This is a genomic window from Caldicellulosiruptor hydrothermalis 108 (assembly GCF_000166355.1).
GTDB classification, from domain to species: Bacteria; Bacillota; Thermoanaerobacteria; order Caldicellulosiruptorales; family Caldicellulosiruptoraceae; genus Caldicellulosiruptor; species Caldicellulosiruptor hydrothermalis.
On sequence record NC_014652.1, the window covers coordinates 566,340 to 579,851 of the forward strand.

The window sequence follows — 13,512 nt, forward strand, 5'->3', positions numbered from 1 at the left end:
ATGAGATTCACACAGCCGCTGTATTTACTGTTTCTTTTGAGCATACCTGTACTTGTTGTGTTGTACATGATAAGACCAAAATATAAAAAGGTGGTTATTTCCAGCACTTATTTGTGGGAAAGGTTAAAAAAACAAAAGAGGGTATCAAAACCAGCACAAAAACTGAGACTAAGCCTTCTTTTAATACTGGGGATTTTAACACTTGCTGCATTTTCACTAAATCTTGCAGGTCCATATATTTCTATTACAGACACCAAAAAGAAGGTCATTTTTGCATTTGATGTGGGTAGCACAATGAACTGCTTTACACATGACAACAAAACCTATCTTGAAAAATCTAAAGAAATTGCAAGAAGTATTTTAGATACACTGCCCAAAGGCTCTAAGGTGAGCATTGTCACATTTTCTGATAGCATTGAGGTTTTGGCAAAAGATGTTTCTCCCTCTTTTGCAAAAAGTTCTATTGGTAAAGTGCTGCCAACCTATTATGTCACAAACTTAAAAGAAAGTATCAATGTTATTTCAAAATTGTTTGATGCCTCAAGATATACTCTCTTTTTGTTTACAGACAAAAAGGTTAAATTGCAGGATAACATACAGGTATTTGAGTTTCCAAAACTAGATGATAATGTTAGCATAGACAATGTATCACTTTCTACTTTCAGCGATGGCTTTGATGCAGCTGTAGAGGTAACAAACAGGGGAATTAAAAGAGCAAGTTTTGAGATTGAGCTTTTTGCAGACCAAAAACTTGTTGGTGCAAAAAGCATGATGCTTTTGCCAAAGCAGTCTGAGAGTGTGATTTTTGAGAAAATAAAAGGGAATTACAAGGTTGTATGGGCAAGGATAAACTATCCTGACCGCTTAAGAGAAGACAATATTTTTTGGACAATTTTAGCCCCACCGCCAACTAAAAAGAAAGTTTTGTATGTTGGCAAAGGAAACTTTTTCTTGGAAAAAGCATTTTCAGCTTTTGATGATGTTGAGCTGTACAAGTTACAAGATGTAAAAAATGTAGCTGATGGCTTTGATATTTATGTATTTGACAGTGTTGTCCCCAAAAGGCTTCCTAAAAAAGGCGGAGTTATATTTATATTACAAAAAGGCAAAGATGTATCTCAACTATTAGAAGTATCAATAGGTAACAAGAAAGACATTGAGGGGTATGCAAGATTTGTGGAGTCTACCATTTCACAGAACATTGATGGAATGGAATTTGCTGTTCAAAAAGCAATCTCAATTGATGATAAAAAGTTTGAACCTGTTGCAAAAGTTAATGGCAAACCAGTTATTTCTTTTGGGGTTGTAAAAAACCTTCCTACAGTATTAATTGGCTTTGCAATTGACGACAGTGACCTTCCGCTGAAAGTCTCTTTTCCCATATTAATAACCAACATCAAAAATAACTTTGTTAGGGGAAACCAGCCATTTGAGAAGATGACATTCTATCCGGGCGAAGAGATAAAAGTTTTTTCATATACAGATGGAAAAGCTGAGATTATTCTACCTAATAGCAAAAGGGAAGTTGTAAATTTTTCTACATACCCTTTGATTCTTCCTAAAAACGACCGGTTGGGAGTTTATACCTTGAATTTAAGTAATAACACAAGCTACAAATTTGCAGTAAATTATCCTACTTATGCTCTGGATGAATCTGAAGAAAAAAAGACAGATGCTACTTTAGCTTTTTCGGAAACTGGTGCAAAGACCAATGCTAAAGTTCCGTATCTCTTGAAGGATATATTATTGATACTATCGCTAATATTTTTGACTTTTGAGTGGATGGTGTTTATGAATGAGAATAAGTCTTGAAAGACCTCTTATTTTATTGTTAATACCCATTTTAGGAGTAGTTATTTGGCTTTTGTCAAAAAGGTTTTATAAAGAAGGCTTAGGGAAAAAGTTTGTTGTTGTTCTGAGGATTGTTATATTCCTTCTTATTATATTAGCACTTGCAATACCAAAGCTTACAATATCATCAGACAAAGTTGCAACTATTTACCTTGCAGACCTTTCTGATAGCAATGCCAAAAACATTGATAAGATGAAAGACTTTATCCAAAAAGCGATAAAGCTAAAAAAATCAAATGAAATGCAGTCTGTGGTTGTGTTTGGACAGGATACTAATGTGGAATTTTCCTTAAAGAATAATCCTAAATTTTCTGAGTTTGGGTCAGTGGTTGATACAAGTGAGACTAACATTGAAAATGCCATAAAGTTTGCAGCAAATTTATTTCCCAAGGACTTTCAAAAAAGACTTGTGATTTTAACAGATGGGAAAGAAACGGTTGGCAATGCAAAGACTACTATTGATTTGCTCAACAACAATGGCATAGATGTGAAAGTTTTGCTTTTGAAAAGTGAAAAGGAAAAAGATATTCAGTTTTCAAGCCTCAAAATTCCCCAAAAAGTGGTTAAAAATCAGGAGTTTTCTGTATTTGCTAATATAAACAGTACATATCCTGCATCTGCTCAGCTCAAAATTTTCAGAGATGGCAGTTTGATTTTTTCTCAAAAAATAATGCTTGAAAAAGGCGAGAACAGGTTTGTGATTAAAGACAAACTGCCCAAAGAAGGTATTTACAGGTATCAGGGTGTAATTGAAGCAGAGGATGATGAGGAGGATAAAAACAACTTTGCATATGCAATGTGTCAGGTCAAAAAACCACAAAAAGTTTTGGTGGTTTACCAGAATATTGATGATGTGAAAAATGTCAGAAGCCTTCTTGATTCATATTCAGCAGATTATGATATGGTAATTAGCGATAATGTAGATTTTGGGCTTGATAGACTTATGCAGTATTCATTTGTGGTTTTGTGTAATGTATCAAAAAACCATTTGACCGACAAATTTTTAAATGATTGCGAAAGGTATGTAAAGGACTTGGGCGGCGGACTTTTGGTGATTGGCGGTGAAAATTCGTACGCACTTGGCAACTATTCAAATTCGGTGCTGGAAAAGATGTTGCCTGTCAAAATGCAGCTTAAAAACAAAGAGAAAGAAAGAAATGTGGCTGTGGTTCTTGTCATTGACCATTCGGGAAGCATGGGCGAAAGTAATTTAGGAAATATAAACAAATTGGAAATTGCCAAAAGCGCTGCTGCAAAGATGATTGACCATCTGGAGAGCTCAGATAGTGTTGGTGTTATTGCCTTTGACCATAACTTCTACTGGGCAAGCAAGTTTGGGAAACTAAAAAGTAAAAATGAGGTTATAGAAAACATCTCCGGAATTCAGATAGGTGGTGGGACAGCTATAATTCCACCACTAACTGAAGCAGTCAATACGCTTAGAAAATCTAAAGCCAAAGACAAAGTGATTGTTCTTCTCACTGACGGATATGGTGAGGAGGGCGGTTATGAATATCCAGCAAGTATTGCTAAAAGAAATAATATAAAGATTACAACAATTGGCGTAGGTTCTTCTATAAATGCGCCAATTTTGAGCTGGATGGCAGCATATACCTCAGGGAGATTTTATTATGTCAAGGATGCTTCAAACCTAATTGATGTGTTTTTGAAAGAGGCAAAGATTATAAAAGGAAAGTATATAAAGGAGAAAAAATTTGTTCCTAAGGTTGTTGAGACAAATCCTATAAACTCTGCCTTTTCTTCATATCCGCCGCTTTATGGTTACATTGCCACAACAAAAAAGGATATTGCAACAAGTCTTCTTGTAAGTGATGAGGATGAGCCTATTTTGACAGTTTGGAGATATGGGCTTGGCAAAACTGCTGCGTGGTGTTCAGACTTAAACGGCAGCTGGTCGCGTGACTGGGTGATGTGGGACAAATTTTCAAAGTTTTTTTCAAATCTTTTCAAATGGCTTGAAAAGGGTGCCGAAGATGACAGTTTTACTTTTGATGTGCAAAAGGAAAAAGGGCTTGTTGTCAGTATAAATGGGAAGTTTAAAAGCAGTGCTACTGCAACTCTAAAGTGCATCTATCCAAATGGTGCAGAGAAGATGTTAAAAATGAAAAGGACTTCACCTGACAAGTTTGAAACAACGGCTGAATTTATGCCGGGGAATTACACCTTTGTTGCTTCTGTGACTGAAGATGGAAAAACAAAAATGTCCACCTTTTTATACTCTATAAATTACTCTGATGAATTTAGAGTGGATTTTGACAGCAGCAGGTTTGAGCAGTTTATTGCACTGTCAAATGCAAAAGTTGTAAAAAATCCTGAAGATATCTATAAGGGTAAACTTAAAGAAGTGTACTCTCAGCAGGATTTGAGTAATTTTCTTATTATTCTTTGCATTTTTCTTTTTCTTTTAGAAATTGCAATCAGGAGATTTGCACTGTATGTTCAGATTGAAAGGTTGTTACTTAAAACATTTAATACTATTAAAAAAGTAAAGCATCTAAAAATTAAAATGGATTTTAGTAGAAAAGATTTAATCACAAAGGCTAATGACACACGTAAACCAGGAAAAAAAGTAAAACTATTATCTAAAAAAGAAAAGAAACAGGATGAAAAAGACCACGAGATATTAGATATAAAAAAGTTGAGAAGATTTTAAAATATCCATTGAAAATTAAATAGGCTATTGTTTTTTGCATTGACTATAGAATTTTCAAAGATTATACTTTAAAAAAGAGAATATGTTTTTAATTCTTTCCTAAAGGATAAAATAAATGAGTTATTGAGATACAGAAATAATTCATAAAATTCAAAAGAAAGGACTGAAGTATACAGTGGAAGTAAGAACAAGATTTGCACCAAGCCCAACAGGGCACCTTCACATTGGCGGTGCAAGAACAGCACTTTTCAACTACCTTTTTGCCAAAAGATATGGTGGAAAGTTTATATTAAGGATAGAAGACACAGACTTAGAAAGATCGTCTATTGAGTCCGAAAAGGTTATCATCGAAAGCTTGAGATGGCTTGGGATTGAGTGGGATGAAGGTGTTGAGGTAGGGGGACCTTATGGGCCTTATAGATCAACAGAAAGAGTGGATATTTACAAAAAATATGTTGATGTTCTTTTTGAAAAAGGCTACGCATACTATTGTTACTGCACAGAAGAGGAGCTTGAGGCTCAAAGACAAGAGCTTTTATCAAAAGGTCAGATGCCAAGGTATACAGGAAAGTGCAGAAATCTCACTGATGAAGAAAAGAGAAAGCTTGAGGCAGAAGGAAGAAAACCTACTGTGAGATTTAAAGTGCCAGAAGGTGTGAAAATAGTTGTTCATGATTTGGTAAGAGGCGATGTTGAGTTTTTGAGTGATGACATAGGCGACTTTGTAATTGTCAAATCTGATGGAATTCCCACATATAACTTTGCAGTTGTCATAGATGACCACTTAATGAAGATTTCGCATGTTATAAGAGGTGAAGAGCATCTTTCAAACACTCCGCGACAGATTCTAATTTACAATGCGCTTGGGTTTGAACTTCCGCAGTTTGCTCATGTTTCGCTTATACTTGGAAAAGACAGAACAAAGATGTCAAAGCGCCACGGCTCTACTTGGGTTGAGCAGTACAAAGAGCAAGGGTATTTAAAAGAAGGACTTATAAACTTCTTGGCTCTGCTTGGTTGGTCACCACCAGAGGATAAAGAAATATTTGACATGGAGTATCTAATTGAGAATTTCTCATTAGAAAGAGTTTCCAAAAATCCTGCAATATTTGACATCGATAAGCTAAATTATATAAACTCTCAGCACATTAAACTAAAATCATTGGATGAACTTACCCAGATGTGCATACCGTACTTTGTTGAAGCAGGATATATCAAAGAGGATGAGGCACAGTCCAAATTTGAATGGCTCAAGAAGATAGTAAAATCTGTGTATGAAGGACTGGATTATCTATCTCAGATCAAAGACAGGGTTGATATCTTCTTTAACAATGAAGTCAAAATAGAAGAAGATGAGGCAAAAGAGGTCTTAAAATGGGAGCATGTGAAAGATTTAATAAATGTCTTTGAGAATAAAGTAACTCAGCTCAGTGAATTGACACCTGAAGCTATTAAGCTACTTTTCAAAGAGATTCAAAAAGAGACAGGTTACAAGGGCAAAAACCTATTTATGCCGATAAGAGTTGTGTTGACTGGCAAAACTCACGGACCCGAGCTTGTGGAGATAATAGAGATTGTGGGTAAAGAAAACATACTAAAACGATTGGAATTCTTCAAAACGTGGTATAATTAAATTAAGAATTTTTATAGGTTTGTAAAGGAGTTTTTGAGAGTATGTTTAGATTTTTCAGGATGATCAAAGAAGAGATGGATGTTATCATGGAAAAGGACCCGGCTTGCAAGAGCAGGCTGGAAACTCTTTTGTATCCAAGCCTGTGGGCTATTATATACCACAGAATAGCTCACTGGTTTTACAACCGCAGGATGTACTTCATTGCAAGGTGGATTTCCCAGCGTGCAAGGCACAAAACTGGTATTGAGATACATCCCGGTGCCAAGATTGGTCGAAGGGTATTTATAGACCATGGCATGGGTGTTGTCATTGGTGAGACAGCTGAGATTGGCGACGATGTTCTGATTTACCAGGGCGTGACGTTGGGCGGCACAGGAAAAGAAAAAGGTAAGCGTCATCCAACAATTGGAAACAACGTCTTAATTGGTGCTGGTGCAAAGGTTTTAGGACCATTCAAAGTAGGGGACAATACAAAAATTGGTGCAAACGCAGTTGTTCTTCGCGAGGTTGAAGAGAACTCGACTGTAGTTGGTGTGCCAGGAAGAGTTGTCAGAAAGGAGAAAAAGGAAAAGCCAACTGTTGAAGAACAGCTTGACCAGGTAAGATTTCCCGACCCGCTTGCAATGCAGATTTGCAGGCTTGAGGCCAAGATAGAGGCTTTGGAGAAAAAACTTGTCGAGTACGAAAGGAGATTAAAAGAGTATGAAGCTTTACAACACTCTGACAATGACAAAAGAGGAGTTTGAACCCTTAGAAGAAGGCAAAGTAAAGATGTACGTATGCGGTCCAACTGTCTATGATTTTATCCACATTGGAAATGCAAGGCCTTTGATTGTGTTTGATACTTTGAGGCGGTATTTTGAGTACAAAGGATATGAGGTTATCTACATTCAAAACTTTACAGATGTAGAAGATAAGATGATAAACAGAGCAAACAAAGAGGGCATAACCGTCTTTGAACTTGCTGAAAGATTCATACAAGAGTATTACAAAGACGCAGACAGGCTAAATGTCAAGCGAGCAACCAAAAATCCAAGGGCAACAGAAGAGATAGAAGATATGATAGCCCTGATACAAAGGCTGATTGACAAAGGTTATGCATATGTTGTTGATGGTGATGTGTATTTTAGAACAAGAAAATTTGCTGAGTATGGAAAGCTTTCTCACAAGAACATTGAAGAGCTGATGGCTGGCGCGCGCGTTGACCCGAACGAAAAGAAAGAAGACCCGCTTGATTTTGCCCTGTGGAAGGCTAAAAAAGAGGGTGAGCCGGCATGGAGTTCACCTTGGGGTGAGGGTCGACCAGGCTGGCATATAGAGTGTTCTGTTATGGCAATGAAATACCTTGGGCAGACCATTGACATTCATGCAGGCGGACAGGATTTGATCTTTCCTCATCATGAAAATGAGATTGCACAGAGCGAGGCTGCAACAGGAAAGCCTTTCGCGCGTTTTTGGCTACACAATGGGTATGTGAATATAAACAATGAGAAGATGTCAAAGTCGCTTGGGAATTTCTTTACTGTGCGTGAGATCATAGAAAAGTACCATCCAGAGGCTCTGAGGCTTTTCATGCTTCAGGCTCACTATAGAAAGCCTCTTAATTTCAGTATAGACCTTATTGAACAGGCAGAGGTGGCACTCAAAAGAATTTATACCTGCTATGAAAATCTTGAGTTTTTGATTCAAAATGCAGCCTCTTCATCTGAAAATGATGATATGCTAAAAGCTGCGATTGAAGATCTAAAAGCAAAGTTTATAGATGCAATGGAAGATGACTTGAATACTGCCGAGGCAACAGGGTATTTGTTCGAAATGGTAAGAGAAATTAACACATATGCTAATTCTTGCTCAAAAGAAACTTTAACTTTTGCAAAAGATACATTGAAAGAGCTTTGCAGTATACTGGGAATCTTGGAGCAATATAGCGAAAAAGAAGAGGCTATTCCCCAAGAGATATTAGAGTTGGTTAAAAAGAGAAATCAGGCACGAAAGGCGAAAAACTTTGCCGAGGCGGATAGAATAAGAGATGAGCTCAAAAGCTTGGGCTATATTGTTCTTGACACCCCTCAGGGGACAAAGATTGAGAGGATAAAATAAAACAAAAAAGGCTGCCAGTATATCAAATATTTTAGCTCTGGCGGCCTATTTTTTTAAAGTATTATCTTAAAAAAAATCATGAAAATTTTCATTAACTTTTTATTGAAATTCTTGTGTACTTCATGTATAATTTCAAATAGAGGAGCGATGAAGGGTGGTGGAAAAATGTCAGAAGTTAAATTAAGTACTCAACAAATGAAGTTTCACAACTTGAAAGAATTAGTTTCGCACATGATTTCGATAAGTGAACTTTCGAGAGGCAGAGCTTCAAAAATTATTGATGAAGTTGCTAAAAAGAAAAAGAATTTTCTTGTTATCAAAAACAACAAGCCCCAGGCTGTTATAATACCTATTGACTTATATGACCAACTTGTAGAGACCCAAGAGGACTATAAACTACTACTGCTGGCCCTCAAAAGAACTGAAAATTTAAAACAAGAAGATTGTTCTACTTTCGAACAAGTGGTTGAAGAAGCTGGCTTTACACTTGAAGAAATTGATAAGTTAGCAGAATCGGTGGAGATAGAATAAAATGTGGCAAGTAACTTTTTTGCCAGAAGCTAAAAAAGAACTTTTTAAACTTGATAAACAAACTCAGAAAATAGTCTTGGCTGGTATATGGAAAGTTAGCAAAAATCCACTTTCTCAAAGTAGGGGTGGATATGGTAAGCCACTTGGAAGCAAGCATACAACTAACTTGACAGGGTTTTTCAAAATAAAGTTCAAGGATATTGGCATTAGAGTTGTATACGCTCTTGTTCCATCAAAGAAAGTAATGAATATTGTTGCAGTGTTGCCAAGAGAGGATGAATATTGCTATAAGGTGGCAGAAAAGCGAAAGAAAAAGTATGGTAAAGATTTGTTTACAAAGAGCTTTAAAAGTTTAGAAAATAAAGATTTACACTGATTTTATCAAGTTTTAAGGGAGTTACAATAAAATAAAGAAAATAAAGCCGGGCAAAAGCCCGGTTTTTTTATAAATCTTTCAAAATCCCTACGTAGAGAATTCTCTGCGATTTTCCAAAAAAGATAATGTAATATATCTCCTTTTTTGAAGTCTTATAACTACTAAAATGATTCGGATTTTCACAGAGGCGCAGATATTTATCTATCAAAGTGTTATCTTTTATTTTCTTTACCTGTTTAATAGCCCCAAAATTTATATCTGCCATCAATGTATCCATCAATTTCTCTGGTTTATCATACTTTCCTATGATAGCATAACTTATCTCATCTGGCATGATGCGAGCAAATCTAATGTATCCTTTTTTAGTCAGCCATTTTTCTAACTTTGTAAAACTTTTTTCAAATGGAACTGCTACATCAAAAGATGGGATTTTGCCCGTGCGGATTGCCTTTTTAAGTTCAATGCAAATATATCCCCAGGGAATTTTTGTTTGGTTAATTATGTCCTCAAATTTTTCATTGTATATCTCATTTTTTAATATCTTTAAAAATTCAGATATGTCAAAGGGCTTAATAGAAAACTTTGAGTTTTGGTATACAGATGCAGGAGAATAATTGTAGTATTTATCAAATGAAATTGACTTCACATTTGAGGGAGAGATTTTCAAAATAGTATAAATATTATATTTGAATGCATGATTTTCATAAAGAGGCTTTAAATAACTTGACAACTGTAAAACATCTATCTCATACATTCTCTTTATCTTTTTGCCGTCTTTTAAATTGTAGGTTATATAAAGAGTTGTATTGAATGGAGAATTAGAATCTTTCTGTCTTAAAAGTACTTGTTTTTGTCTGATAATTTCTCGGTGAAGATTGGTAATCATTTTAATTATTTCTGGATTTTTATGAATGTTTCCTTCCTCAAAAGTATTCCACAAAAAGATGTAATCTTTAAAAACTACACTTTGGATTTCCTCTTCCTGCGGGACGTATTTTTCAAAGCCGAATAGGTCTGATTTTATTACTCCAATTACTATTAACAAGAAAATTACAAAATAAATATACCTCAAAAGTGACCTATTGAAAACATTTATCCGCTTGCTTAAAATCATCTCTGCAAATAAAAAGCATATGAAAGAGGCAATTAAATATCCCAATATTGCTAAAGCATAATATTTTTCCTGGTTAAGATAAGGAAAATACAGTCCCACTAAAAGTGCACCGCACAGAGCAGCACCGTATCTAAAAATATGCTTGAAAAACTCAAATACAATAGATTGTCCTGCGCTTTCAATCTTGCGAAGCTTATATAACATGGCTCCAAGAACAATCAAAAAAATTGAAATACTAAAGTATGCAGCGTACTCAATTGATTTAAGTGAAGAAGAAGGTGGCACGGGAGCAATAATTCTTAAAAGTGGGTTTATCTTTTCAACAACCGTGCTGCTTGGCGATGGATAGTAACCAAATACCCAGCTTTTGAGGTTTGAGATGAAAGTGTAATATAAAAATGAAGGCAGCATAAGTACAACAAAGCTCAGAAAAATCTGGACAAAAGGTGTGCCTGTAATAATTGCACAGCATGTTGCAACTGAAAAAAATAGTAAAGATAAGGCAGTTATATTTAAGCCCCATATCAGTATCTCATTCAATTCTATTTGGAATTTGTTTTCTAGGGCTAATTTTAACAATATCAAAATAGAAGTATTTATCATTATTGGCAGCATTAATAGCAAAAGAGAAGACAGTACATTTGAGATATAAAGGGATATTCGTTTTGGAGGAAGGCTGTGAATATAGTCTGCAGCATCTTTTGAATGTAAATAATTAAATACAAGTGAGCAGAGGGCAAAAGAAATTAGTAAACTGACAAAAATACAATATCCTTGAGTCCTTAGTACAACATCCTTAGAAATTATGTGGTAATTAGGATATCTTGAAAGTAGAGGTAATTCAAACAAGATAATAGAAAATGGAATTACTGACAAAGCCAAAAAATATATAACTCCTACAAACCAAAACCTTTTAAGAGTCACAAAAAAGAATCTTTTATTAATCCAAGATTTGGACAAGCTCATCTTTCAACCCTCCCATTTCGTAGATAAATATCTCCTCAAGCGAAAGGGGCAGAATATCAAGTACCACCGGTTCAAATCCTTTTAATGTATCTAAGATTTCTTCTCTGTTGCCCTTTGCAATGATTACCTCAATATTACCTTTTTTAGAGTAAGAGATTACCTTGAATCTACTCAAACTTTCAGGTAGAAAATTCTTTTTGAACACAGCTTGAATTTTGCAAGTATCCAATTTCAACTCCTCTATATTGCTGCAAAGCAACACTTTTCCTTCATGAAGAATTGCAATAGTGTCGCAGTAATCTTCAAGTTCTCTTAAATTGTGGGATGATATTATTACTGTTGTGCTTCTATCGGCAACATCTTCTATTAGCAGCTTTTTTACACTCTGCCTTATAACAGGGTCAAGACCATCAAAAGGCTCATCCAGTACAAGTACCTCTGGACGTGATGAGAGAGCAAAAAGGACTGCACATTGTTTTTGCATACCTTTTGAGAATTTTGAGATTCTTTTTTTCAGTGGAAGATTAAAAATCTTTAAAAGATTTTCAAAGTGGTGGCTGTCCCAGCTATTATAAATTCCTTTATAAAAATTTGCCATATCATAAATTGAAAAGCTTCCAAAAAAGTATGGATTGTCTGGTACAAAAAATATTTTTGACTTTACCTGCGGATTTTCAAACACAGATTTGCTCTCAATAGAAACTATGCCACTGTCCTGTTTGTACACCCCTGTCAGAATTTTTAACAAGGTAGTTTTGCCAGCACCGTTTCTTCCAACAATTCCAAAGATAGAACCTCTTTGAATTTTGAGAGTTACTCCCTTTAATGCCTCAACCTCGTCAAATCTTTTATAAACATTTTCTACTTTTATCAAGAGTTATCGCCTCCTTTTAGCTCTTTTTCAATTTCCTCAATAAGTTTGATAAGTTCATCCTTCGAAATTCCAATGAATAATGCCTCAAAAACAATTTTTTTGAATTGAGATTTTATCTTTTCTTCCTTTTCGGCTTTTATCTTTGATTTTACAGGTGCAACAAAGTTTCCCTTGCCAGGGATTGAGTAAATATAACCTTCTCTTTCAAGCTCTTGATATGCTTTTTGGATTGTATTTGGATTGATGGTGAGCTCTTTTGAAAGAGACCTCACAGATGGCAACTGTTCATTTTCTTTCAAAACCTCCTTTAAGATTAGCTCTTTTATCCTCTCCACAAGCTGTTTGTAGATTGGGATTCTGCTCTTCCAGTCAATCTCGAACATTTACTTCACCACTTTTCTGTATTAACTGTACTATGAGTATTAATACAGTTATATTATAAATGATTTTTTGCAAAGTGTAAAGTTATTTGAGAAAATTTTTTGAAACGTGTTGGAGTATAAAAAATGGTTAGATAGGTGTAACAAAAAAAAGAGAGAATAAAGCCTTTTTGCCTTATTCTCTCCAAGGCTGCTTTTCGAAGGGAATGTAGTCTTTTTCATCAACATCAAGTAAATACACATATGTCCACGTCCTCAGAACTTCAGCATCATTTAGAATGACCTCTACCTCTTGCCGTCTGTAAAGCTCACCTTCATCTTCAAAATTGTCTATTTCCTTGATTAGAGTCTCATCAACCTCATATACCTCTCCTGCTACTTTTGAGCCTTCTTTTGGCACAATTGCAGGGTACCAGCTGACTTTGTAGAGTCCATAGCCTTCTAACACCGCTTTTCCAATAAATTTACATCCACTTAAAAGATAATTATGGCTGTTGTGAGAAAGAAGAGTACCATATACAAAAAGGTACATTTTTAACTATACCTCCGAATCTTCGTTGATGAGATTTTTTGCATTTTTAAGAGACTACTCTTCTTGTAGATTGCACAGCTCTTCATTGCATAAATTGTACTTTATCTTATACCCAAAATAATCATACTTGTCAGCCCAGTCGCACATCATATCCAAAATTGGCAATACTTCTTTTCCTTTCTCAGTGAGGCTGTACTCTACTTTCACAGGAACTTCAGGGTATACCTTTCTTCTAATTAGTCCATGCTCTTCAAGCTCTCTCAGCTGCTTAGTTAAAATGCGGTGAGTGATGTCAGGAATAAGGTGCTGAATCTGAGCAAATCTAAGTGTTCCGTATTCTCCCAAATACCACAAAATCAAAGGCTTCCATTTTCCACCTATTACCTCGAATGCAACTTCAATCTCGCATGTTGCTTCTTTAACCTTCTGCTTTTGGGACATAGAAAAAACACCTTCCTTTGGTATCATCTATGATACTTTA

Annotated in this window: 12 protein-coding genes; 7 read left to right on the forward strand and 5 right to left on the reverse strand. The window is 35.4% G+C overall.

The annotated features are described in order from the left end of the window. The 7 genes from CALHY_RS02630 (at position 1) to CALHY_RS02660 (ending at position 9,165) form a co-directional block, all read left to right on the forward strand. Positions 1 to 1,812 carry a BatA domain-containing protein gene (locus CALHY_RS02630; RefSeq protein ID WP_013402469.1) on the forward strand — a complete coding sequence of 604 codons (1,812 nt, stop codon included), beginning with the start codon at positions 1 to 3 and terminating at the stop codon, positions 1,810 to 1,812. After that, a complete protein-coding gene (locus tag CALHY_RS02635; RefSeq protein WP_013402470.1) occupies positions 1,796 to 4,525 on the forward strand; it encodes a VWA domain-containing protein in 2,730 nt (909 codons plus the stop codon). Before CALHY_RS02630 ends, CALHY_RS02635 begins: the two co-directional genes overlap by 17 nt. A gap of 175 nt (positions 4,526 to 4,700) precedes the next feature. Beyond that, on the forward strand, positions 4,701 to 6,158 hold the full coding sequence (gene gltX, locus CALHY_RS02640; protein ID WP_013402471.1) for a glutamate--tRNA ligase: 1,458 nt from the start codon (positions 4,701 to 4,703) through the stop codon (positions 6,156 to 6,158). 41 nt (positions 6,159 to 6,199) lie between these two features. Beyond that, positions 6,200 to 6,904 (forward strand): serine O-acetyltransferase EpsC, encoded by a 705-nt coding sequence (epsC, locus tag CALHY_RS02645; protein ID WP_013402472.1) that lies wholly within the window; start codon positions 6,200 to 6,202, stop codon positions 6,902 to 6,904. Beyond that, positions 6,861 to 8,258 carry a cysteine--tRNA ligase gene (cysS, locus tag CALHY_RS02650; RefSeq protein WP_013402473.1) on the forward strand — a complete coding sequence of 466 codons (1,398 nt, stop codon included), beginning with the start codon at positions 6,861 to 6,863 and terminating at the stop codon, positions 8,256 to 8,258. The genes epsC and cysS overlap by 44 nt, the downstream gene beginning before the upstream one ends. A 165-nt stretch (positions 8,259 to 8,423) precedes the next feature. After that, positions 8,424 to 8,789: a type II toxin-antitoxin system Phd/YefM family antitoxin gene (locus CALHY_RS02655; RefSeq protein ID WP_013402474.1), complete on the forward strand. Its 366-nt coding sequence runs from the start codon at positions 8,424 to 8,426 to the stop codon at positions 8,787 to 8,789. Position 8,790: 1 nt separating this feature from the next. Then, the gene (locus tag CALHY_RS02660; RefSeq protein ID WP_013402475.1) at positions 8,791 to 9,165 is read left to right on the forward strand and encodes a type II toxin-antitoxin system RelE family toxin; all 375 of its coding nucleotides are present in this window, start codon (positions 8,791 to 8,793) and stop codon (positions 9,163 to 9,165) included. Between the two features lie 67 nt (positions 9,166 to 9,232). Here the strand turns inward: CALHY_RS02660 and CALHY_RS02665 are convergent, their stop codons facing one another. The 5 genes from CALHY_RS02665 to CALHY_RS02685 all read right to left on the reverse strand — a co-directional run bounded on the left by CALHY_RS02665 (position 9,233) and on the right by CALHY_RS02685 (position 13,472). Next, positions 9,233 to 11,245 carry a DUF6449 domain-containing protein gene (locus CALHY_RS02665; RefSeq protein ID WP_013402476.1) on the reverse strand — a complete coding sequence of 671 codons (2,013 nt, stop codon included), beginning with the start codon at positions 11,243 to 11,245 and terminating at the stop codon, positions 9,233 to 9,235. After that, positions 11,220 to 12,119 carry an ABC transporter ATP-binding protein gene (locus CALHY_RS02670; RefSeq protein WP_013402477.1) on the reverse strand — a complete coding sequence of 300 codons (900 nt, stop codon included), beginning with the start codon at positions 12,117 to 12,119 and terminating at the stop codon, positions 11,220 to 11,222. The genes CALHY_RS02665 and CALHY_RS02670 overlap by 26 nt, the downstream gene beginning before the upstream one ends. Further along, positions 12,116 to 12,502, reverse strand: coding sequence for a GntR family transcriptional regulator (locus CALHY_RS02675; RefSeq protein ID WP_013402478.1), 387 nt, complete (start codon positions 12,500 to 12,502; stop codon positions 12,116 to 12,118). Before CALHY_RS02675 ends, CALHY_RS02670 begins: the two co-directional genes overlap by 4 nt. A 172-nt stretch (positions 12,503 to 12,674) precedes the next feature. Continuing rightward, positions 12,675 to 13,031: a gamma-glutamylcyclotransferase family protein gene (locus CALHY_RS02680; RefSeq protein ID WP_013402479.1), complete on the reverse strand. Its 357-nt coding sequence runs from the start codon at positions 13,029 to 13,031 to the stop codon at positions 12,675 to 12,677. Positions 13,032 to 13,085: 54 nt separating this feature from the next. Beyond that, positions 13,086 to 13,472, reverse strand: coding sequence for a winged helix-turn-helix transcriptional regulator (locus CALHY_RS02685; protein WP_013402480.1), 387 nt, complete (start codon positions 13,470 to 13,472; stop codon positions 13,086 to 13,088). Positions 13,473 to 13,512 lie beyond the last annotated feature (40 nt).

Excerpts from the sequence above, each read along its gene's own strand:
- CALHY_RS02630 (WP_013402469.1), top strand. The coding sequence starts at position 1 with ATGAGATTCACACAGCCGCTGTATTTACTGTTTCTTTTGAGCATACCT.
- CALHY_RS02635 (WP_013402470.1), top strand. The coding sequence starts at position 1,796 with ATGAGAATAAGTCTTGAAAGACCTCTTATTTTATTGTTAATACCCATT.
- epsC (WP_013402472.1), top strand. The coding sequence starts at position 6,200 with ATGTTTAGATTTTTCAGGATGATCAAAGAAGAGATGGATGTTATCATG.
- cysS (WP_013402473.1), top strand. The coding sequence starts at position 6,861 with ATGAAGCTTTACAACACTCTGACAATGACAAAAGAGGAGTTTGAACCC.
- CALHY_RS02655 (WP_013402474.1), top strand. The coding sequence starts at position 8,424 with ATGTCAGAAGTTAAATTAAGTACTCAACAAATGAAGTTTCACAACTTG.
- CALHY_RS02660 (WP_013402475.1), top strand. The coding sequence starts at position 8,791 with ATGTGGCAAGTAACTTTTTTGCCAGAAGCTAAAAAAGAACTTTTTAAA.
- CALHY_RS02665 (WP_013402476.1), bottom strand. The coding sequence starts at position 11,245 with ATGAGCTTGTCCAAATCTTGGATTAATAAAAGATTCTTTTTTGTGACT.
- CALHY_RS02675 (WP_013402478.1), bottom strand. The coding sequence starts at position 12,502 with ATGTTCGAGATTGACTGGAAGAGCAGAATCCCAATCTACAAACAGCTT.
- CALHY_RS02680 (WP_013402479.1), bottom strand. The coding sequence starts at position 13,031 with ATGTACCTTTTTGTATATGGTACTCTTCTTTCTCACAACAGCCATAAT.
- CALHY_RS02685 (WP_013402480.1), bottom strand. The coding sequence starts at position 13,472 with ATGTCCCAAAAGCAGAAGGTTAAAGAAGCAACATGCGAGATTGAAGTT.